Raw genomic sequence first — 21,657 nt, forward strand, 5'->3', positions numbered from 1 at the left:
GTTACATTCCGAACCCGGAAGCTAAGCCTCACAGCGCCGATGGTACTGCAGGGGGGACCCTGTGGGAGAGTAGGACACCGCCGAACAAATATTGGAAAGAGCCCCACACCTCACGGTGTGGGGCTCTTTTGCGTTTTAGTGGGCTCAGAGGGAAATCGGCAGGGCCGGCCGCGGACCCTGCCGACCGAGAATCAGAGTCGGCCCGCCGCTTTCAAGGCCAGATATGCGTCTGCCAACGCAGGGGCGAGATCATCAGGCGTCGCGTCCACGACCGTCACACCGTGCCGGCGGAGCTGCTCAGCGGTCCGTTGCCGTTCGCTCTGGGCTTGTGCGGCCGCTGCTGCCTCGTACACCGCGTCGGTGTTTCCACGAGCCGTCGCCATGCGGGCGATATGCGGGTCGGCCACTGAAGCGAGCAGAACCGTGTGCCGTTGGGTCAGCTGGGAGAGCACGGGAAGCAGTCCCTGCTCGACCGGAGCGGTGTCGAGTGTCGTGAGCAGGACGACCAGGGAACGCCGTGGAGCCGTTCGAAGCGCGGTGGCGGTCAGGCCGCGGGCGTCCGTTTCGACGAGCTCGGGCTCCAGTGTGGCCATTGCATTGACCAGGGAGGGCAGGACGTCGCCCGCGGCGCGGCCCTGGACCAGAGCGCGGACCCGGCGGTCGTAGGCGAGGAGATCCACTCGGTCGCCCGCGCGCGAGGCGAGGGCCGCGAGGAGGAGTGCCGCGTCCATGGAGGCGTCCAGGCGGGGCGCGTCGCCGACTCGGCCGGCGGAGGTGCGTCCGGTGTCGAGGACGAGAAGGATGTGCCGGTCGCGTTCAGGGCGCCAGGTGCGTACCGCGACCGCCGACTGCCGGGCCGTTGCCCGCCAGTCGATGGAGCGGGTGTCGTCGCCGGGGACGTACTCGCGAAGGCTGTCGAATTCCGTGCCCTCGCCGCGGGTCAGGACGCTGGTGCGGCCGTCGAGTTCACGCAATCGGGCGAGTTTCGACGGCAGATGCTTGCGGCTGGTGAAGGGGGGCAGAACCCGTACAGTCCAGGGCACTTTGTGGCCGCCCTGGCGGGAGAACAGGCCGAGGGGACCGTAGGAGCGGATCGTGACGCGGTCCGCCTGGCGGTCGCCGCGGCGGGTGGGGCGCAGGCGGGTCGTGACGCGCCGGCGCTCGCCCGGGGGGACGGTCAGACGGTGTCGTGAGGCCTCGACCTCTGTGCCGGGCTGCCAACTGCTCGGCGGCCAGCCGTCCCTGAGGCGGGCCCGGAGAGGGCGTCCGGACGGGTTGGTCACCGTCATGGTGACGTCCGCGGTCTCGCCCAGGCGGGCGGACGTGTCGCCGGAGCGGTTCAGCACGAGGCGTCGTACCGGAGCCGCCAGGGCGAAGTCGCAGGCGCAGGCGAGAGCCAGTGAGCCGTCGACGGCGAGGATGCCCGTCCAGCTCGGTCCCCAGATGCCGATGGGGATCGATCCGATGGCCGCGATGAGGGCGGCGCGTCCGGTGAGGGGCATCAGCGGGGGACCGGAACGTGGGCGAGGATCGCGTTGATGACCGAGTCGGCGGTCACGCCTTCCATCTCGGCCTCGGGACGGAGTTGAACGCGGTGGCGGAGGGTGGGCAGGGCGAGGGCCTTGACGTCGTCGGGGATGACGTAGTCGCGGCCCGTCAGCCAGGCCCACGCGCGTGAGGTGGCGAGGAGGGCGGTGGCGCCGCGCGGGGACACGCCGAGGGTGAGGGAGGGCGACTCGCGGGTGGCGCGGCAGAGGTCGACGACATAGGCGGTGATCTCGGGGGAGACGGTCGTCTTGGCGACCGCTGCACGGGCGGCCTCGAGGTCGGCGGGGCCTGCGACGGGGCGTACGCCGGCGGCGCGCAGGTCGCGAGGGTTGAAGCCCTCGGCGTGGCGGGTGAGGACGTCGATCTCGTCCTGGCGGGAGGGCAGGGGGATCGTCAGTTTGAGGAGGAAGCGGTCGAGCTGGGCTTCGGGCAGGGGGTAGGTGCCCTCGTACTCGACGGGGTTCTGGGTCGCGGCGACCAGGAACGGATCGGGGAGCGGGCGTGGGATGCCGTCGACGGTGACCTGGCGTTCCTCCATGGCTTCGAGGAGGGACGACTGGGTCTTGGGCGGGGTGCGGTTGATCTCGTCCGCGAGGAGGAGGTTGGTGAAGACCGGGCCGGGCTGGAAGGAGAACTCGGCGGTGCGGGTGTCGTAGACGAGGGAGCCCGTGACGTCGCTCGGCATGAGGTCGGGGGTGAACTGGACGCGCTTGGTCTCCAGTTCGAGCGCGGACGCGAGGGCGCGGACGAGCAACGTTTTGGCGACTCCGGGGACTCCTTCAAGGAGAACGTGTCCGCGGCAGAGGAGGGCGACGACGAGGCCGGTCACGGCGGGGTCCTGGCCGACCACGGCTTTGGCGATCTCCGCGCGCAGGGCCTCCAGGGAGGCCCGGGCGTCGGCCGGGTTCCCGGTGTTCCCGGCGTTGTCAGTGGTCGGGTCCATCATGGACGGCGTACCTCTCTTTCGAGGGCGTCGAGCTGGTCGGTGAGGGAGATGAGGGCCGCGTCGTCGCCGGGCGGCGGTCCGAAGAGCAGGGCTTGCAGGGCCTGTCCGTCGCCGTGCAGGTGGGCGGAGAGGGCGGGGAGCAGGGCCTCGGGCGCGTGCGCCTGGGAGACGGGGACGCCGACGAGGGGGGCGAGGCGGGTGCGGGCGGTGGAGCGAAGAGCGGCGGCCGCGCGGTCGCGGGCGCTGGCCTTGCGGTAGAGGCGGGCGCGCCCTTCGACGGTCTCGGAGGCGCGGATCGCCACAGGGAGTTTCTCGGGCACGAGGGGGCCGAGCCGGCGTGCCCGCCAGAAGGCGGCAAGGGCGGCCGCGATGAAGAGCTGGAGCGTGCCCCAGAGCCAGCCGGAGGGCAGCAGGTCGAACAGGGATTTCTGGTCGCCGGTACCGGTGGCCGCGGCGTCGGAAAGCGAGGGGAGGTACCAGACCAGATGGGGGCGGGAGCCGAGGAGCTGGAGGGCGAGCGAGGCGTTGCCCTGCTTGTCGAGGCGGTCGTTGAGCAGGATGTCGGGCGCGCCGAGGACGACGGTGTCACCGTCTCCGGAGGCTGCGGGGATGCGGAGGAGCGTGGCCAGGCGCTGGCTGGGGTAGCAGGAGTCGGCGTCGAGATGGGTGGTGCTGTAGCGGATGCCACCGGTGTCGGCGCTGCCCGCTCGCCGGGCCGCGGCCAGCGTGCAGTGGGGGTCGAGCGTGGACCGGACGCTGTTGGCGGGGTCGGCGGTGACGCCGGGGGCGAGCCGTTCGACGGACGTGCTGCCGGCGGCGACCAGGACGGTGCGGCCGTCCGAGCGGGCTGTCGACTTCCGCAGCAGCGACTGCTGATGCGGAGTCAGCAGGTCCGGGACGGCCACGAGAAGGGTGGTGTCGCGGCCGCCCGCGGCGCGCGCCTCGGCCAGGGTGGTGACCACGCGCGTGTCCACGCCCCGGTCGGCGAGGAGTTCGGCGACGGCGCGACTGCCGTAGGGGTCGGCGGAGCGTGGGTCGAGGTCGCCGTGCCTGTTGTCGGAGCGGATGACGGCGATGGCGACGGCCCCGGCGAGGACGAGCACCACGGCGAGGACGATGCCCCGGGTTCGGGTCCACACCTGGCGGGTGGTGGGCGCGGTGGAGGTGGCCGGGAAGGCTGCGCCGGTGGTCATTCGGCGGCTCCCTGGCGGGTGCTGTGGGTCGTGCTGTGGGCGCTGCTGGAGCTGTTGGCGCTGCCGGCCAGGATCGGCTTGGTGCGTTCCAGGTCGAGGTCGAGGTCGGCGATGCGGTCGTACGACGCCTGGGTCGCCCTGCGGCCGCCGTACGTCACGTCGTCGAACTCCCGGGCGGCGGCGCGCAGTCGGTCGGTGTGGGCGGGCAGGGTGCGGCCGGCTTCGGCGGCGGCCTCGTCGGCGGTGCGGCCGGGGCGGACATCGAGGAGGGCGCGTTCCTCCAGGGCGCGGACGACGGCGCGCATGCGTTCCTGGAGCGCCTGGTTCCAGTGGCCCTGGGCGGCGTGTGCCTCGGCGGCCGCGCGGTGTTCGGCGGCGCTGCGGGGGCGGTCGTCGAACAGGGTGGCTGCGGAGACGGGTTGGCGGCGGGGGGCGCCCAGGCGCCACCACAGGGCGCCCAGGACGGCGATGACGGCCAGGACCACGACGACCAGGCCCAGTGCGCCTCCGGGCGTCGCGGACGCGGCGGCGGAGAGCAGCCGGTCGACCCAGTCCAGGACGGCGTTCAGGGCGCGCTGGAACAGCCCGGGGTCGTTCTCGTGGTACATCCGCTTGGACAGTTCACGCCGTGCCGCCTCCCGTGCGGGGTCGCGCGGGATGGTCACGGGCGGTTGGCCGTCCGAGCCGGTCAGGGACAGCAGCGCTGTGTCCCGGGCCTGCAGCAGACCTCGTACGGCCTCGCCGGCGGCGCGCGGCAGGGTTGCGGGCACCGCTGCGAGGACTCCCCCCGTCGGGCTCACCGCATCAGCTCCCCGGGACGGTGCCGGGGGTGCCGGCGCCGTAGTTCTCGACACCTGCGGCGCGGGCCAGTTCGAGATCGAGGGCCTCGCGGCGGATGCGCTGGTCGATGTAGAGGAGCACGGTGACGCCCGCGTTGATCGGGAAGGTGAGCATGGAGCCGATCACCGAGCCGATGCCGCTGATGACGAGGAACGTCCAGCCGTAGTTGTCGTTGGTGTTCTCGAGGAAGCCGGTCAGGCCGTGGCCGCCGGCGTAGGCCCCGATGAGGGTGAAGGGGACCACGGCGAGCGACGAGACGATGTTGGCGATGATCGAGGCGAGGAACTGGATGCCGAAGACCCGCCACCAGGAGCCGCGGACGAGTTTGGTGGAGCGGACCAGGGACTTGGTGATGCCCTGCTTCTCCAGCATCAGGGCGGGCGAGGCCAGCGAGAAGCGGACCATCAGCCACACGGTGACGACGACACCGGCGAGGATGCCGAGGATGAGCAGGGCGGCGATGGCGCCGCTCGGGCCGCCGGCGATCGCGACGATGATGCCGGGCAGCGCGCCGACGACCACGACTCCGACCGCGATGAGCCCGGTCAGGAGGATGAGGCCGAACAGTTTGAGGACCTGCGGACGTGCGTCGCGCCAGGCCTCGCCGATGGTCACGGACTTGCCGAGTACGGCGCGGCTGGTGACGGTCGTCAGCAGGGCTGTCGCGATGATGGTGCCGACCAGGGTGATCAGCAGGACGGCGCCCGAGCTGAGCGTGACCTCGGCGAGGGCGCGGCTGATCTCGGTGAGGGAGGCGCCCGGGTCGTTGAGGGCGTCGGTGGTCTCGGTGTCGTTCAGGACGAGGCCCTGCAGGAGGATCACCGCGACCTCGGTGACGACGGCGACCGTCAGCGAGATGCCCAGGACCGTGCGCCAGTAGGTGCGCATGGTGGAGACGGCGCCGTCGAGGATCTCGCCGACGCCGAGCGGGCGGAGCGGGATCACGCCGGGCTTGGCGGCAGGCGGGGGACCGCCCCAGCCACCGCCCCAGGCTCCGTAGCCACCGGGCGGGCCGTATCCGCCGGGCGGGCCGTAGCCTCCGGGTCCTCCGTAGCCTCCGTAACCGCCGCCGGGGGGCTGGCCACCCCAGCCGGGGCCGGGGGGTGGGGGCGGCGGTGCCTGGCCTGGTGCCGGGGCGCCGGTGGGCGCGGACCACTGGCCGGGTGGCGGCTGCTCCTTGGACCACTGCGAGCCGGAGCCCTGTGGATCCGTGCCCGGCTGGTCGGCGGGCGGTTCGACAGGCCCTGCGGGGACGGGGCGGTCGGCAGGGGCGGACGCGCCGGGTTCCCGCCCGTCGGACGGGGCGGATCCGGGCGAGGCCCAGCCCGGAGTGTCGTTCATCGAAGCTCCTTCACGGTGCCCGTCCGCGAGCGCGGCGGCAGGTTGGCTGCCATCGTGCCATGGGGTGGGCGCCCAGTGACCGGCCGCGGTAGAGGCTGCGCACCTTCAATTGTCCGCCGGATACGGGGCAGACTGAGCCCATGGCTGATCAGTACGCGCAAACCGGCGAGGACAAGCGGCCGACGGGAATGCCAGTGATCCGGTGGGAGGAGCCGCCCGAAGGTCCGGTGGTGGTCCTTCTCGACCAGACCAGACTGCCTGCGGAGGAGGTCGAGCTGGTGTGCACGGACGCGTCGGCACTGGTCGAGGCGATCCGTTCGCTCGCGGTGCGCGGGGCGCCGTTGCTCGGGATAGCTGGGGCGTACGGGGTGGCGCTCGCCGCCGCGCGGGGCTTCGACGTGGACGAGGCCGCGGTGGCGCTGTCGGGTGCCCGGCCCACGGCCGTGAACCTGTCCGTCGGGGTGCACAGGGCCGCGTCGGCGTACCGCTCCGCGCTGGCCGAGAGCGGTGACAGCGGGGCGGCGGCCGCGGTGGCGCTGGGGGCGGCCCGGGCGCTGCACCGGGAGGATGCCGAGGCCAGCGCCCGGATGGCCGGGCACGGGCTGGCGCTGCTGGAGGAACTGCTGCCCGGCGGAGGGCACCGGATCCTCACCCACTGCAACAGCGGATCGCTGGTCTCGGGAGGGGAAGGAACGGCGTTCGCGGTGGCCCTCAAGGCGCACCGGGCGGGGCGGCTGAGGCGGCTCTGGGTGGACGAAACGCGTCCGTTGCTGCAAGGCGCTCGCCTGACGGCATACGAGGCGGCTCGCAGCGGCATGGCGTACACCTTGCTCACCGACAACGCGGCCGGTTCGCTGTTCGCGGCGGGGGAGGTGGACGCGGTGCTGATCGGGGCGGACCGGATCGCGGCCGACGGATCGGTGGCGAACAAGGTGGGGAGCTATCCGCTCGCGGTGCTCGCGCGGTACCACCATGTGCCGTTCATCGTGGTGGCGCCGTTGACGACGGTGGATCCGGAGACCCCGGACGGGGCATCCATCGAGGTCGAGCAGCGCCCCGGATACGAGGTGACCGAGGTCACAGCACCGCAGGTGCCGGTGGCGGGAGCGGGAGGCGGGATTCCGGTGGCCCCCCTGGGGACCCAGGCGTACAACCCGGCGTTCGACGTGACGCCGCCCGAGTTGGTGACAGCGATCGTCACCGAGGAAGGCGTTGTTTCTCCCGTGACGGCTGAGGCTCTTGCGGAGCTGTGTGCCAGGTCACGCCAGGTAACGATCTAGCTAACGGGATGACGCCGGCTCGACCGACGGGAACGGCCCCTCCACCTGCGGCGATTCGCAGGAGAGGGGCCGTTGGCATCTGTGGTTGACATCAAGGCAATGCCTAGTGGTGGGTTGTTGTGGGGCGCTGTGCTGCGGCGGAGGATGAAGTGCTGGGTTCACCGGCCGCCCCTGCTCTCGATATGGACCCTCGTCAGCGCAAACAGGATCAGGAGGTCGAGTGTCATCGCAGGGATGGCCCACAACGGGTAGTACGGAACGAACATGAACTGGGTGATCAGGCTGATCCCTGCCACCGCTACACCGGCCACGCGCCCCCAGCTCTGGTCTGTCAGGACTCCCAGGCCGGTGATGACAAGTGCCACTCCGATCACAAGGTGAATCCAGCCCCAAGCGGTCAGGTCGAACCGGTAGGCGTACCGGGACGCGGCGAACAGGGTGTCCTGTGCGATGCCGGACGCGCCCATAAGAATGCTGAGGGGCCCGCTGAGCAGCATCATGATCCCTGCGAACGAGGAGGCGTCATTGATCGTTTCGCCGCTGCCGGGCTTTCCGGGGCCTCTCCGTGTCCTGTCCGGCACCGTTGTCATGGCAGCACCCTTCCTGTACAGCGCGGTCACCCACGCACACTGCCCGTGCGAGGCCAGCCACGCTCCACCTGACAGCATCACCGCAATCCTTCGGCACCGCGACTGCAACCCTCGTCGCCATCACGGCGTTGCCGGAGGCGCCGCGAAGGGTGCCCCGGTACCCCTGTTGAGGCGCGTGAGCGCCGATTAGGCCGCTGGTGGCTGGCGGTGTGCCGTCACGGCCTGGCTTGGGCTGCGCTGCATGCTCGTCAGCCGAGCTGACATCCGTCGCTGACATCAACGCCGACGGGCGGGGGCAGACAGTGACGGTCCTCAGCGGCTAGGGTCACTGGCCGGTGAGCCTGGTCACCTGCGCAACCTTCACTGTTATGAGAATGGGATGATGTCGTTTATGAAGGGACGAGTCCTTGTCGTCGACGACGACACCGCACTGGCCGAGATGCTCGGCATCGTGCTGCGTGGTGAAGGTTTTGAGCCGTCTTTCGTAGCCGACGGCGACAAGGCGCTGGCCGCTTTCCGGGAGACCAAGCCCGACCTGGTGCTGCTGGACCTGATGCTGCCCGGTCGGGACGGTATCGAGGTGTGCCGTCTGATCAGGGCGGAGTCCGGGGTGCCGATCGTGATGCTCACGGCGAAGAGCGACACCGTCGACGTGGTCGTGGGCCTGGAGTCGGGCGCGGACGACTACATCGTGAAGCCGTTCAAGCCGAAGGAGCTGGTCGCCCGGATCCGGGCCCGGCTGCGGAGGTCGGAGGAGCCGGCGCCCGAGCAGCTCGCCATAGGCGACCTGGTCATCGACGTGGCCGGGCACTCGGTGAAGCGGGACGGGCAGTCGATCGCGCTGACCCCCCTGGAGTTCGACCTGCTGGTCGCGCTCGCCCGCAAGCCGTGGCAGGTGTTCACGCGCGAGGTGCTCCTGGAACAGGTCTGGGGCTACCGGCACGCGGCGGACACCCGTCTCGTCAATGTTCACGTCCAGCGGCTGCGCTCCAAGGTCGAGAAGGACCCCGAGCGGCCGGAGATCGTGGTGACCGTCCGTGGTGTCGGATACAAGGCGGGACCGAGCTGACATGTCCGGGGACAGCGCTGCTTCGGCCCCCGGCCGGTCCGGGGACCGTCCGGAGCGGCCTGTCGGCGGCAAACGGTTCGGTTCGCGCTGGCGCCTGCTCTTCGAGGGCGGGCTGCTCCAGGGCGGGGTTCAGGGCAGCCCGGTGCTGCGCCTGTTCATGCGCTGGGTGCGGCGGCCGCTGCTGCCGGTCATGCGGCTGTGGCGGCGCAACATCCAGCTCAAGGTCGTCGTCACGACCCTGCTGATGTCGCTGGGCGTCGTCCTGCTGCTCGGCTTCGTCGTCATCGGGCAGGTGCGCAACGGCCTGCTGGACGCCAAGGTGAAGGCCTCGCAGAGCCAGGCCACCGGTGGTTTCGCGGTGGCCAAGCAGAAGGCGGACGAGGCCGCGACCGGCACCGGTGACACCGCCGAGTCGGCGGACGGGCGGCAGTCGCAGAACGTCACCTCGTGGATGAGCGACCTCGTCGAGTCCCTCTCCAGTGGCGGCCAGGGCGCCTTCGACGTGGTCACACTTCCCGCGGGCGACAACAACAGCGGCGGCGGGCGCACGCGGGCCTCCGGGCAGGTCGACCCGACGGCCAGCGTGCCCGACGACCTGCGCGCGCGGATCAACGGCAATACGACGGCCGCGCAGAGCTATACCCGGATCATCTACACCGATGACAAGGAGTCGCAGCCCGCGCTGGTCATCGGCAAGCAGGTCAGCGATCCGAACAACGACCCGTACGAGCTGTACTACCTCTTCCCGCTCACCCAGGAGGAGAAGTCCCTCAGCCTGGTCAAGGGCACCCTGGCGACCGCCGGGCTGTTCGTCGTCGTCCTCCTCGGGGCCATCGCCTGGCTCGTCGTGCGGCAGGTCGTCACGCCGGTGCGGATGGCGGCCGGGATCGCCGAGCGGCTGTCGGCGGGGCGGCTCCAGGAGCGGATGAAGGTCACCGGCGAGGACGACATCGCGCGGCTCGGCGAGGCCTTCAACAAGATGGCGCAGAACCTCCAGCTGAAGATCCAGCAGCTGGAGGACCTGTCGCGGATGCAGCGCCGGTTCGTGTCGGACGTCTCGCACGAGCTGCGGACCCCGTTGACGACCGTCCGGATGGCGGCCGACGTCATCCACGAGGCCCGCGAGGACTTCGACCCGGTGACCGCGCGGTCCGCGGAGCTGCTCGCCGACCAGCTGGACCGGTTCGAGTCGCTCCTCGCCGACCTGCTGGAGATCAGCCGCTTCGACGCGGGCGCGGCGGCGCTGGAGGCCGAGCCGATAGACCTCAGGGAGGTCGTACGGCGGGTGGTCAGCGGGGCCGCGCCGCTCGCCGAGCGCAAAGGCACGCACATACGCGTGCTCGGCGACCTGCAGCCCGTGGTGGCCGAGGCGGATGCCCGGCGCGTGGAGCGGGTGCTGCGCAACCTGGTCGTCAACGCCGTCGAGCACGGCGAGGGCAAGGATGTCGTCGTCAAGCTGGCCTCGGCCGGCGGGGCGGTCGCGATCGCGGTGCGCGACTACGGCGTCGGGCTCAAGCCCGGCGAGGCGACCCGGGTCTTCAGCCGCTTCTGGCGGGCCGACCCGGCACGCGCGCGTACCACCGGCGGTACGGGCCTGGGGCTGTCGATCGCCCTGGAGGACGCGCGGCTGCACGGCGGCTGGCTGCAGGCGTGGGGGGAACCGGGCGGCGGCTCGCAGTTCCGGCTGACGCTCCCCAGGACGGCGGACGAGCCGTTGCGGGGCTCGCCGATACCCCTGGAGCCCAAGGACTCCCGACGCAACCGGGGGCTCAACGAGGCCGGCCTGCCGAGCGGCGAGGACAAGCGGGCCACCGTCCCGGTGCAGCCCGGCGGCGGCCAGGCGTCGTCGCTCGCACCGATGACGCAGCGGATGGCCGCCGTGGCCCCCACCGCCGACCCGACCGCGCTGCCCGGCAACGGCGCGCGCGTGGTGCCCCGTCCGGCCCAGGGCGCCCGGCGTCAGGAGGACACGCCCGAGACAGGCCAGGGCGACGGGGCGGACGAGTCGAACAAGCCAGGGGAGGCATTTCGTGGGCGCTGACCGCGAGGGGAGCGCCCGGCGCAGGCTCGCGCGCGCGGTGGCGTACGCCGCCTGTGGGGCCGTACTGCTGGGGGGCTGTGCCTCCATGCCGGACAGCGGCGACCTGCGGGACGTCGAGTCGACGCCACGGCAGGACACACAGGTGCGGGTCTTCGCCATGCCGCCGCAGCAGGACGCCTCGTCCACGGAGATCGTGCAGGGTTTCCTGGAGGCCCTGACCAGTGACGATCCGAACTACGACACGGCGCGCAAGTACCTGACCAAGGCCGCCGCGAAGACCTGGCAGCCGGAGTCGCAGGCCACGGTGCTGGCGAACGGGCCGAGCATCCAGACGGACCCGCGGCCGGCGGGCCGTGAGGGCACGAGCAGCATCACCTACACGCTGCAGGGCAGCCGGGTGGCCACCGTCGACGCGCAGCAGGCGTACGCGCCGGCGGACGGGCCGTACCGCAGGTCGGTGCATCTGACGAGGGACGCCAAGAGCGGGCAGTGGCGGATCGACTCGCTGCCGCAGGGAGTCGTGATGGGCAGGTCCGACTTCCAGCGCAACTACACGTCGGTCGACAAGTACTACTTCGCCTCGGACACGTCGGCCGCGGAGACCGGGCAGCCGGTGGCGGTCGCCGATCCCGTCTTCGTGCGCAGCCGGGTCGATCCGACGACCCAGCTGGTGCGTTCGCTGCTCAAGGGTCCCACCACCTGGCTCGGCCCGGTGGTCCGGTCGAGTTTTCCGACCGGTACGGCGCTGAAGAGGGGCGTGTCCGGGCTGGTACCGGACGACCAGAACCGGCTCACGGTGCCGCTGAACGTCAAGGCGTCCCGGATCGGCTCCGCCAAGTGCGGCGAGATGGCGACCCAGTTGCTCTTCACGCTGCGCAACCTGACGCCCACCGTGGACTCGGTCGCGCTGCAGTCCGTCAACGGTGCCCACATGTGCGACGTCGACGAGGAGCAGGCCGAGGCGACCGCGTGGCGTGCCTCCACCAAGCGCCCCGACTACCTGTACTTCCTCGACGGCAAGCACCGGCTGGTGCGGATGACGACCGCCGGCACCAGCACCAGCACCGGCGCGGTCGCGGTCCCGGGCCCGTTCGGCGCGGGCACCAAGCCGCTGCGGTCGGTGGCGGTCGCCCGCGACGAGCGGACCGCGGCCGGGGTCAGCAGCGACGGCAGGGCGCTGTACGTCACCTCGCTCGCGTCGGACGGTTCGCTGGGTGGTGCCGTGCTGACCAGTCACGGTGCGACCGAGGACGACCGGCTGACGGCGCCGAGCTGGGACGCCCGCGGTGACCTGTGGGTGGCCGACCGCGACCCCGCCAAGCCGCAGCTTTACGTGCTGGCGCAGGGCGTGGGCCAGCCCGTGGCCGTGCAGATCCCCGAACTGGACGGCCGCATCAAGGACGTGCGGGTCGCCGCGGACGGCGTGCGGATCGCGCTCGTCGTCGAGAAGGACGACAAGCAGTCGCTGCTCGTCGGACGGATCGAGCGCACCAAGTCCGACGACCAGCAGGAGGTCTCGGTCCTCGAACCGCGCTCCGCGACCCCCGGATCCGAGGAGGTCACCGCGATGTCCTGGGCCGGGGACAGCAGGCTCGTGGTGGTCGGACGCGAGCAGGGCGGCGTGCAGCAGACGCGGTACGTCCAGGTCGACGGATCCACGCCGGACGGGCCGGCGCCCGCAGCGCTCACGGGTGTCCTGGCGATCGCCGCGTCCGAGGACGACCGGGTGGCGCTGGTGGCCGACTCGCAGGACGACGGGATCGTGCGGCTGCCGTCCGGAGACCAGTGGCAGAAGGTGGTCAAGGACGGGTCGGCGCCGGTCTATCCGGGCTGATGCCCGAGCCGTGCCTGAGCGGCCGTCCCGGTCCGGCGTCGAGCCGGCGGGGCGGCCGTTTTCGTGGGCTGCGGACGGGAGCTGTGATGCGCCCCCGGGCAACCGTCCTCCGGTACGGCAATGCTCCTTCTCACCCGCGTGGGTGATGCGCCGTGCGTGGCGGGTGGAGTTGTCCCCAGGCAGTTGTCCACAGGGGTGGCCGGTCGGGCCGGTCGTTGGCACAGTGGGCACATGCGGGGGTGGTGGCAGGACCTCACCGACCTGGTGCTACCGGCCGAGTGCGGAGGCTGTGGGACGCCTCGCACGGTGCTCTGCGACGAGTGCCGTGCCGCCCTGAGCGGGGCCGTACCGCGCCGGGTGCGACCGGTGCCGGAACCGCCCGGGCTGCCGGCGGTGTACGCGGCGGCGCCTTACGCGGACGAGGTACGGGCGGCTCTCCTCGCCCACAAGGAGCGCGGTGCGCTGGCGCTCGCCGGAGCGCTGGGCGCGGCGCTGGCGGAATCGGTGCGGGCCGGGCTTCGGGACGGGCTGTGGGACACGCTTCAGGACGGCCCGGCCGGGCTTCGGGACGGCCGGACCGTGCGGATCGTCTCCTCGTGGAGCGGTACGGCGGGTGGCGCCGGCGGGTCCGGGCCCGTGCTGCTCCTTCCGGTGCCGTCCGCGCCGTGGGCCGTGCGGGCGCGGGGGCATGATCCGGTGCGGCGGATCGCTCTCGCGGCGGCCGCGGAGCTGCGGCGTGCCGGAGCCTCGGCCCGGGTGGTCCCGGTGCTGCGGCAGCGGCGGGCCGTCGCCGACCAGGCGGGGCTCAACGCCCGGCAGCGGTTCGCGAATCTCGCGGGCGCGCTGGAGGTGACGGCGGGCGGCGCCCGGCTGCTGGCCGGGGGCCGGGTCGTCCTCGTCGACGACCTCGTCACCACGGGCGCCACCCTCGCGGAGGCGGCGCGTGCGGTACGAGAGGTTGCCGGGGGCGAAGGGACAGGAGAGGTGACAACGGCTGTGTATCGGCGCGCGGCTTGGGAAGGAAGGGAGGAACGGAAGACCGGACCAGCGGAAGAGCGGGCGAAGTGGGCACGGAACACATCGGGAATGGCCGAGGTGAACGGCCTCGCGGGGCCGGTCCGTGCCGCTGTGGTCGCGGCCGCACCGGATTCTTTCGAAATGAACCGGAACTGACCGTGAACGTACATCGTTGCAGGTAGTGACGGGGTCAATTCACCTGAATGGAGGTACGCATCAGTAGAGGGTGACGCCATCCGTCCGGGCGAGATATGTTCGGTTGTGAGGGAGAAAGCCGCAGGCCATGTCTCCCCTATCCGAATGCCGTGCCGCGGTTTTTCCGCAATCATCGCGGTGCTGGGGTGCGGATCTTGCCCATGGGGGAGGAGGAGGTGAAGTCGCCGAGTCCGAGGCTCCGGGGTTCACCGGAGCTGGGTGCAAAAAGGGAGATGCTCCGCAGCGCAGCGGAGTGATCCGGGAACGGAGTTCTGCGTGGACATCGTCGTCAAGGGCCGCAAGACCGAGGTGCCTGAGCGGTTCCGCAAGCACGTGGCCGAGAAGCTGAAGCTGGAGAAGATCCAGAAGCTCGACGGCAAGGTGATCAGCCTCGACGTCGAGGTGTCCAAGGAGCCCAACCCCCGACAGGCCGACCGTTGCGACCGAGTGGAGATCACGCTCCGCTCCCGCGGTCCGGTGATCCGGGCGGAGGCAGCGGCCAGTGACCCGTACGCGGCACTCGACCTGGCGGCGGAGAAGCTGGACGCGCGGCTGCGCAAGCAGCACGACAAGCGGTTCTCGCGCCGCGGCGCACGGCGGATCTCGGCGGCCGAGGTCCCCGACCACGTCCCGGGCGCGGCGACGCTCAACGGGAACGGCAGCCCCGTCCACCCCGAGGACGCGGACGGAGTGCCCACCAAGAAGATGGGCTCCCTCGAGGTGCAGGGCGAAGGCCCCCTCGTCGTTCGCGAGAAGACGCATGTCGCGGCTCCGATGACCCTCGACCAGGCTCTCTACGAGATGGAGCTGGTCGGACACGACTTCTACCTGTTCGTCGACTCCGAGACCAAGGAGCCGAGTGTCGTCTACCGGCGGCACGCGTACGACTACGGTGTCATCCACCTCAACACCGACCCGATGGTCGCCCAGGCGCAACCGACCGCGGCGGGAGGCACGCTGGGCGGCTGACCGGCCCGGCCGGCAGGTGAGCCCGTGCCCCTGGAAGCGCGCGTGCGCCCCCAGGGGCACCGGTGTGCGACCACTTCGCGCCCCGCTCGGTCACCCCGTTGGCGCCCGGGCATGGAATCATGGCCAGGGCGGCCCAATCGGTGGGCCGCTGCCTTGGGTTGGCGGATGGCACAGCACCACAGGCCACAGCCTTCAGGGGGAGGAACGATGGCGGACAGCTTCGGACCGATGCAGGACGGTGATGCCGACGGCGGCGTCGTCGGCATGGGCCCGGACGCGGGCGGTACTCCACGCAAGGAACCGATCAGAGTCCTTGTCGTCGACGACCATGCCCTCTTCCGCCGCGGACTGGAGATCGTGCTCGCCGCCGAGGAGGACATTCAGGTCGTCGGGGAGGCGGGCGACGGCGCGGAGGCCGTCGACAAGGCCGCCGACCTGTTGCCCGACATCGTGCTGATGGACGTCCGGATGCCCAAGCGCGGCGGTATCGAGGCCTGCACCTCCATCAAGGAGGTCGCGCCAAGCGCGAAGATCATCATGCTGACGATCAGCGACGAAGAGGCCGATCTCTACGACGCGATCAAGGCGGGCGCGACCGGATACCTCCTCAAGGAGATCTCCACCGACGAGGTGGCCACCGCCATCCGCGCAGTGGCCGACGGGCAGTCGCAGATCAGCCCGTCCATGGCGTCGAAACTCCTCACCGAGTTCAAGTCGATGATCCAGCGCACCGACGAGCGCCGGCTGGTGCCGGCACCGCGGCTGACCGACCGTGAACTCGAAGTGCTCAAGCTGGTCGCCACGGGGATGAACAACCGCGATATCGCGAAGGAGTTGTTCATCTCCGAGAACACCGTGAAGAACCATGTGCGCAACATCCTGGAGAAGCTGCAGCTGCACTCCAGGATGGAGGCGGTGGTCTACGCGATGCGGGAGAAGATCCTCGAGATCCGCTGAGGCCGCGCCGGGCCTGGCGCCGGTCAGCGCAGCGCCGCGATCAGGAAGCGGGTCACCTCCTTCATGAGCGGCTCGTGCAGCTCGGGGGCGTCCACGCGCTCCACGCGCACCGTCGTGCAGTCCACCCAGCTCGCGGCCTCGACCAGCGCCTCCGCCACCGCCGGGACCGCCTTCGGGCCGTCCAGCGTGACCTGGCGGGCCACCAGGACGCCGCCTGCCTCGCGCGCCGGGTCCACCCGGCCCACGAGCCGGCCACCGGCCAGCACCGGCATCGCGTAGTAGCCGTACACCCGCTTCGGCTTCGGGACGTAGGCCTCCAGGCGGTGGGTGAAGCCGAAGATCCGCTCCGTGCGCGCCCGGTCCCAGATCAGGGAGTCGAACGGGGAGAGCAGCGTCGTACGGTGCCGGCCGCGCGGGGGTGCGGCCAGGGCCGCCGGGTCCGCCCAGGCGGGCTTCCCCCAGCCCTCCACCTCCACCGGGACCAGGCCCGAGTCGGCGATCACCGCGTCGACCTGCTCGCCCTTGAGGCGGTGGTAGTCGGCGATGTCCGCGCGCGTGCCGACGCCCAGCGACTGGCCGGCCAGCCGGACCAGGCGGCGCAGGCACTCGGTGTCGTCCAGCTCGTCGTGGAGCAGCGCGCCAGGGACGGCGCGCTCGGCGAGGTCGTACACCCGCTTCCAGCCGCGCCGCTCGACGCACACCACCTCGCCGTACATCAGTGCGCGCTCCACGGCGACCTTGGTGCCGGACCAGTCCCACCACTCGCTGGTCTTCTTCGCGCCGCCCAACTCCGTCGCGGTCAGCGGGCCTTCGCCGCGCAGCTGCTTGATGACCTGGTCGTAGGCGCCGTCGGGAAGGTCGTGGTTCCAGTGCGGGCGGTCGCGGTAGGCGCGGCGGCGGAAGGCGAAGTGCGGCCACTCCTCGATGGGGAGGAGGCAGGCGGCGTGCGACCAGTACTCGAAGGCGTGCGCGTCCTGCCAGTAGGCGGCCTCGACCGTCCTGCGGCCGACGCGCCCGAGGCGGGCGTACGGGATCAGCTCGTGCGAACGGGCGAGGACCGAGATGGTGTCGAGCTGGACCGCGCCGAGGTGGCGGAGCACGCCCCGGACGCCGGAGCGGCGGTCGGGGGCGCCGATGAAGCCCTGTGCCTTCAGCGCGATACGGCGGGCTTCGTCCGCCGAGAGAGCGGCGGCGGGGCGCGGGAGGGTCGTCATGGACCGGACCCTAGACGGTGGCACTGACAGCCGGGCACGAGCTGGGGTTTCAGCTCTGCGCAGGGGCCGGCAGATAGGGCGCCGCCGACGGCAGGCCCAGGTCCGAGGGGAGCAGGGAACCCACCCAGCAGTCGCGTCGTACGCCCTTGTTGTTGAGGGAGGAGCGGAGGGTGCCCTCGACGGTGAAGCCCGCGCGTTCGGCGACCGCGCGGGAGGCGTGGTTGCCGACCTCGGCACGCCATTCGACCCGGTCGACCGCGATCCGCGTGAACGCCCAGCGGGCGGCCGCGAGGGTGGCCTCGGCGGTGTAGCCGTGGCCGCGGTGCTCCTTGGCGGTCCAGAATCCCACCTCGGCCGTCCCCAGGGAGCGCATGGTCAGGGCGAGCATCCCGGCCAGGCCGCCCGTCGGCAGGAAGACGCCGAAGGTGAACATCGAACCCTCGGACCAGCCGTCGGGGACCATCTGCTCCGTGAAACTGCGGGCGTGCTCGGCGAGGTAGGGCGCAGGAATCGTCGTCCAGCGCTGGATGTCGGGGTCCTGGACGGCCGCGTACACCGCGTCGGTGTCCTGCGGGCCGACCGCGCGCAGCAGCAGACGAGGGGTGGTGAGCGTGACGGGTTCCATCGGCTGATTCTGCTCGCCAGTGCGTCCGGTACGCCATCGATTTCGCTCTCCGTGAGCGCGTGATCACATTTCGCGCAATTCCTCGCCCCGGCGCGGCACTATCCGCCCGCCCCGGCCGTTGTCCCGGATGAAGCACGAAGTGGGCCGGCAGGGCCCTCTGAAAAGCGACGGGCTGCCGTCGGGCCGACAGGCCTCCCGACACGGCCGGGTCCTCGCATACGATGGCCGTTGCTCAGTACGTCAAATGGAAACCGACCCTCCCAGGCCCGACCGGCAAGGAGACTAACCCCCGTGTCCGTCCTCTCGAAGATCATGCGTGCAGGCGAAGGCAAGATCCTGCGCAAGCTGCACCGCATCGCGGACCAGGTCAACTCCATCGAAGAGGACTTCGTCGACCTCTCCGACGCCGAGCTGCGGGCCCTCACCGATGAGTACAAGCAGCGCTATGCCGACGGTGAGAGCCTCGACGACCTGCTCCCCGAGGCGTTCGCCACCGTCCGCGAGGCCGCCAAGCGCGCCCTCGGCCAGCGCCACTACGACGTGCAGATCATGGGCGGCGCGGCCCTCCACCTCGGCTACGTGGCCGAGATGAAGACCGGTGAGGGCAAGACCCTCGTCGGCACCCTGCCGGCGTACCTCAACGCGCTGGCGGGCAAGGGCGTCCACCTCATCACGGTCAACGACTACCTGGCCGAGCGCGACTCCGAGATGATGGGCCGCGTCCACAAGTTCCTGGGCCTCACCGTCGGCTGCATCCTCGCCAACATGACGCCGGCCCAGCGCCGCGAGCAGTACGCGTGCGACATCACGTACGGCACGAACAACGAGTTCGGCTTCGACTACCTGCGCGACAACATGGCGTGGGCCCAGGACGAGCTCGTCCAGCGCGGCCACAACTTCGCCATCGTCGACGAGGTCGACTCCATCCTGGTCGACGAGGCCCGTACGCCGCTGATCATCTCCGGCCCGGCCGACCAGGCCACCAAGTGGTACGGCGACTTCGCCAAGCTGGTCCTGCGCCTGAAGAAGGGCGAGGCCGGCAACCCGCTCAAGGGCCAGGAGGAGACCGGCGACTACGACGTCGACGAGAAGAAGCGCACCGTCGCCATCCACGAGTCCGGCGTCTCCAAGGTCGAGGACTGGCTGGGCATCGACAACCTCTACGAGTCGGTGAACACGCCTCTGGTGGGCTACCTGAACAACGCCATCAAGGCGAAGGAGCTCTTCAAGAAGGACAAGGACTACGTCGTCCTCGACGGCGAGGTCATGATCGTCGACGAGCACACCGGCCGTATCCTCGCCGGCCGCCGCTACAACGAGGGCATGCACCAGGCGATCGAGGCGAAGGAAGGGGTGGACATCAAGGACGAGAACCAGACCCTCGCCACGATCACCCTGCAGAACTTCTTCCGCCTCTACAAGCGCCACGACCACAACGGCAAGGAACAGCCGGGCCTGTCCGGCATGACCGGTACGGCCATGACCGAGGCCGCCGAGTTCCACCAGATCTACAAGCTCGGCGTGGTCCCGATCCCGACGAACCGGCCGATGGTCCGCAAGGACCAGTCGGACCTGATCTACCGCACCGAGGTCGCCAAGTTCGAGGCGGTCGTCGACGACATCGCGGAGAAGCACGAGAAGGGCCAGCCGATCCTGGTCGGCACGACCTCCGTCGAGAAGTCGGAGTACCTCTCCCAGCAGCTCTCCAAGCGCGGCATCCAGCACGAGGTCCTCAACGCCAAGCACCACGAGCGCGAGGCCTCGATCGTCGCCCAGGCCGGCCGCAAGGGTGCCGTCACGGTGGCCACCAACATGGCCGGCCGTGGTACGGACATCAAGCTCGGCGGCAACCCCGAGGACCTCGCCGAGGCGGAGCTGCGCCAGCGCGGCCTCGACCCCGAGGAGCACATCGAGGAGTGGGCGCAGGCGCTGCCCGCTGCCCTGGAGAAGGCCGAGCAGGCCGTCAAGGCCGAGTTCGAGGAGGTCAAGGACCTCGGCGGGCTCTACGTCCTCGGCACCGAGCGGCACGAGTCGCGCCGGATCGACAACCAGCTGCGCGGCCGTTCCGGCCGTCAGGGCGACCCCGGCGAGTCCCGCTTCTACCTCTCCCTCGGCGACGACCTGATGCGCCTGTTCAAGGCCCAGATGGTCGAGCGCGTGATGTCCATGGCGAACGTGCCGGACGACGTGCCGATCGAGAACAAGATGGTCACCCGCGCGATCGCGTCCGCGCAGTCGCAGGTCGAGCAGCAGAACTTCGAGACCCGTAAGAACGTCCTGAAGTACGACGAGGTGCTCAACCGGCAGCGCGAGGTCATCTACGGCGAGCGCCGCCGCGTCCTGGAGGGCGAGGACCTGCAGGAGCAGATCCAGCACTTCATGGACGACACGATCGACGCGTACGTCGGCGCGGAGACCGCCGAGGGCTTCCCGGAGGACTGGGACCTCGACCGCCTGTGGGGCGCCTTCAAGCAGCTCTACCCGGTCAAGGTCACCGTCGACGAGCTGGAGGAGGCGGCCGGCGACCGCGCGGGCCTCACCGCCGAGTACATCTCCGAGTCCATCAAGGACGACATCCACGAGCAGTACGAGTCGCGCGAGACGCAGCTCGGCTCCGAGATCATGCGTGAGCTGGAGCGCCGGGTCGTGCTGTCGGTCCTGGACCGCAAGTGGCGCGAGCACCTCTACGAGATGGACTACCTCCAGGAGGGCATCGGCCTGCGCGCGATGGCCCAGAAGGACCCGCTGGTCGAGTACCAGCGCGAGGGCTTCGACATGTTCACCGCGATGATGGACGGCATCAAGGAGGAGTCCGTCGGCTACCTGTTCAACCTGGAGGTCCAGGTCGAGCAGCAGGTCGAGGAGGTCCCGGTCGAGGACACCGAGGCGGCGGAGGGCGTCCAGGACGCGGTTCCGGCCCAGGCGGGTTCCCGTCCCGAGATCCGCGCGAAGGGTCTTGAGGCGCCGCAGCGCCGGGGCATGCACTTCTCGGCGGCCACGGTGGACGGCGAGGGCGGCATCGTCGAGGGCGACTTCGACTACGACGAGGACGAGCCGGCCCGCTCCGAGGCCGACGGCCTGACCCGCGCCGAGCGCCGCAAGCAGGCGAAGAGCCGCCGCGGCCGCAGGAAGTAACCCCTGGCGCCGACGAGCGCTCCACGAGGGCCGGTCCCCCTGGGAAGGGGGGCCGGCCCTTCGGCTTGGGGGTACGGCGGGAGGCCGGGCCGGGCTCCGGCCGTCAGTCGTCGTGCGGCGCGCGTGGGCCGCCCATCTCCACCGCCGTGCAGCGCCAGCGCAGGTCCGCGCCCCGCTCCAGACGGAAGGCCAGCGCGCGCAGCCGGTCGCCCGCGGCGATGCGGGCGAAGACCTCCAGGGCGCCCGCGCGGGCGACGTAGTAGCCGATGTCGCGGACGACGGGGTCGGTGCCGCGGGTGCGCAGGGGGCCGCGTTCGGCGAGGCGTGCCAGGTCGTCGTAGGCGTGCCCCGCGGTGTGCCGGAGCATCCAGTGGACGGGACGACGGCCGCTCAGGACGGCCAGCAGACGCTCCGCGAAGAGGTCGGTGGGGCGGGGGCCCGGCGGGGCCGCCGGAGGCGTGAGCGGCCGGCGGGAGGAGGGGGCGCCGGGGCGGCGGGAGTCGCGGCGGCCGGGCGGCCTGGTGACCGGGCGAAGCTGGGCGGTCCTGGTCATGACCTTGTTCATGGGGGTCCCCGTTCGGCGGGCCCGGCGGGTACCGGGCGGTAACTTTCGGTTACGGATCTTGTACGGGGGCCGGGACGGCGACAGCAAGGCGGCGGCGGTCTGTGTCGGGGGTCCGGAAATGTTCACCTATCCGAGTGGTCGCAGGTGCCGGAAACCCGCTGGGCGGGCGGCCGCACCGGGTGAATCGCGGGCCGTCGGGTGGACGCTCCCGACGTCACCGGCCGGGACCCGAAAGGGGACGCCCGCACGTATCCTGAAGGCCCTCCGGAAGGCGCCAGGCCTTCCGGGAGGCGCAATG

At 71.1% G+C, this 21,657-nt stretch carries 17 protein-coding genes and 1 rRNA gene; 9 read left to right on the forward strand and 9 right to left on the reverse strand.

What is annotated here, in order from left to right; genetic code table 11:
- Nucleotides 1-86: ribosomal RNA gene (gene rrf / locus ACZ4UV_RS51050) — 5S ribosomal RNA — on the forward strand; the annotation flags it as partial.
- Nucleotides 87-191: 105 nt separating this feature from the next.
- On the opposite strand, the gene ACZ4UV_RS51055 is transcribed toward rrf, so the two are convergent.
- From ACZ4UV_RS51055 to ACZ4UV_RS51075, 5 genes are read right to left on the reverse strand one after another with little or no spacing between them, the layout of a single operon-like run.
- Complete coding sequence (locus tag ACZ4UV_RS51055) at nt 192-1,502, reverse strand: DUF58 domain-containing protein (protein WP_467849906.1); 1,311 nt, start codon at nt 1,500-1,502, stop codon at nt 192-194.
- Nucleotides 1,502-2,491: an AAA family ATPase gene (locus tag ACZ4UV_RS51060; RefSeq protein ID WP_390042960.1), complete on the reverse strand. Its 990-nt coding sequence runs from the start codon at nt 2,489-2,491 to the stop codon at nt 1,502-1,504. The genes ACZ4UV_RS51055 and ACZ4UV_RS51060 overlap by 1 nt, the downstream gene beginning before the upstream one ends.
- Nucleotides 2,491-3,687: a DUF4350 domain-containing protein gene (locus ACZ4UV_RS51065; RefSeq protein ID WP_467849911.1), complete on the reverse strand. Its 1,197-nt coding sequence runs from the start codon at nt 3,685-3,687 to the stop codon at nt 2,491-2,493. Before ACZ4UV_RS51065 ends, ACZ4UV_RS51060 begins: the two co-directional genes overlap by 1 nt.
- Nucleotides 3,684-4,457: a DUF4129 domain-containing protein gene (locus tag ACZ4UV_RS51070; protein ID WP_451023259.1), complete on the reverse strand. Its 774-nt coding sequence runs from the start codon at nt 4,455-4,457 to the stop codon at nt 3,684-3,686. Before ACZ4UV_RS51070 ends, ACZ4UV_RS51065 begins: the two co-directional genes overlap by 4 nt.
- A gap of 34 nt (nt 4,458-4,491) precedes the next feature.
- Nucleotides 4,492-5,868, reverse strand: a complete 1,377-nt coding sequence (locus tag ACZ4UV_RS51075; RefSeq protein WP_467849919.1) for a DUF7847 domain-containing protein — start codon at nt 5,866-5,868, stop codon at nt 4,492-4,494.
- 140 nt (nt 5,869-6,008) lie between these two features.
- On the opposite strand from ACZ4UV_RS51075, the gene mtnA reads away from it, so the two are divergent.
- Nucleotides 6,009-7,148 carry an S-methyl-5-thioribose-1-phosphate isomerase gene (gene mtnA / locus ACZ4UV_RS51080; protein WP_451017374.1) on the forward strand — a complete coding sequence of 380 codons (1,140 nt, stop codon included), beginning with the start codon at nt 6,009-6,011 and terminating at the stop codon, nt 7,146-7,148.
- Between the two features lie 158 nt (nt 7,149-7,306).
- On the opposite strand, the gene ACZ4UV_RS51085 is transcribed toward mtnA, so the two are convergent.
- The gene (locus ACZ4UV_RS51085; protein ID WP_385680666.1) at nt 7,307-7,768 is read right to left on the reverse strand and encodes a DUF7144 family membrane protein; all 462 of its coding nucleotides are present in this window, start codon (nt 7,766-7,768) and stop codon (nt 7,307-7,309) included.
- Between the two features lie 349 nt (nt 7,769-8,117).
- Here ACZ4UV_RS51085 and mtrA point away from each other — a divergent pair, with 349 nt between their 5' ends.
- The 6 genes from mtrA (at nt 8,118) to ACZ4UV_RS51115 (ending at nt 15,820) form a co-directional block, all read left to right on the forward strand.
- Nucleotides 8,118-8,807, forward strand: coding sequence for a two-component system response regulator MtrA (gene mtrA, locus ACZ4UV_RS51090; protein WP_015659998.1), 690 nt, complete (start codon nt 8,118-8,120; stop codon nt 8,805-8,807).
- 1 nt (nt 8,808) lies between these two features.
- The gene (mtrB, locus tag ACZ4UV_RS51095) at nt 8,809-10,848 is read left to right on the forward strand and encodes an MtrAB system histidine kinase MtrB (protein ID WP_351501481.1); all 2,040 of its coding nucleotides are present in this window, start codon (nt 8,809-8,811) and stop codon (nt 10,846-10,848) included.
- Nucleotides 10,838-12,682 (forward strand): LpqB family beta-propeller domain-containing protein, encoded by a 1,845-nt coding sequence (locus ACZ4UV_RS51100; RefSeq protein WP_451017373.1) that lies wholly within the window; start codon nt 10,838-10,840, stop codon nt 12,680-12,682. Before mtrB ends, ACZ4UV_RS51100 begins: the two co-directional genes overlap by 11 nt.
- A 231-nt stretch (nt 12,683-12,913) precedes the next feature.
- Nucleotides 12,914-13,855 carry a ComF family protein gene (locus ACZ4UV_RS51105; protein ID WP_451017372.1) on the forward strand — a complete coding sequence of 314 codons (942 nt, stop codon included), beginning with the start codon at nt 12,914-12,916 and terminating at the stop codon, nt 13,853-13,855.
- A 315-nt stretch (nt 13,856-14,170) separates the two neighbouring features.
- On the forward strand, nt 14,171-14,863 hold the full coding sequence (hpf, locus tag ACZ4UV_RS51110) for a ribosome hibernation-promoting factor, HPF/YfiA family (RefSeq protein ID WP_390042457.1): 693 nt from the start codon (nt 14,171-14,173) through the stop codon (nt 14,861-14,863).
- 207 nt (nt 14,864-15,070) lie between these two features.
- Complete coding sequence (locus tag ACZ4UV_RS51115) at nt 15,071-15,820, forward strand: response regulator transcription factor (protein ID WP_351501473.1); 750 nt, start codon at nt 15,071-15,073, stop codon at nt 15,818-15,820.
- A gap of 23 nt (nt 15,821-15,843) precedes the next feature.
- Here ACZ4UV_RS51115 and ACZ4UV_RS51120 read toward each other — a convergent pair whose 3' ends face one another.
- Both ACZ4UV_RS51120 and ACZ4UV_RS51125 read right to left on the reverse strand, forming a co-directional pair.
- The gene (locus ACZ4UV_RS51120) at nt 15,844-17,034 is read right to left on the reverse strand and encodes a winged helix-turn-helix domain-containing protein (protein ID WP_451017371.1); all 1,191 of its coding nucleotides are present in this window, start codon (nt 17,032-17,034) and stop codon (nt 15,844-15,846) included.
- A 49-nt stretch (nt 17,035-17,083) separates the two neighbouring features.
- Nucleotides 17,084-17,659, reverse strand: a complete 576-nt coding sequence (locus ACZ4UV_RS51125; RefSeq protein WP_390042461.1) for a GNAT family N-acetyltransferase — start codon at nt 17,657-17,659, stop codon at nt 17,084-17,086.
- Between the two features lie 291 nt (nt 17,660-17,950).
- Here ACZ4UV_RS51125 and secA point away from each other — a divergent pair, with 291 nt between their 5' ends.
- Complete coding sequence (secA, locus tag ACZ4UV_RS51130) at nt 17,951-20,794, forward strand: preprotein translocase subunit SecA (RefSeq protein ID WP_390042463.1); 2,844 nt, start codon at nt 17,951-17,953, stop codon at nt 20,792-20,794.
- A 103-nt stretch (nt 20,795-20,897) separates the two neighbouring features.
- Here the strand turns inward: secA and ACZ4UV_RS51135 are convergent, their stop codons facing one another.
- Nucleotides 20,898-21,359, reverse strand: coding sequence for an Rv3235 family protein (locus ACZ4UV_RS51135; RefSeq protein WP_390042465.1), 462 nt, complete (start codon nt 21,357-21,359; stop codon nt 20,898-20,900).
- Nucleotides 21,360-21,657: the final 298 nt, after the last annotated feature.

The sequence above is a fragment of the Streptomyces sp. NPDC028289 genome (genome assembly GCF_055565975.1).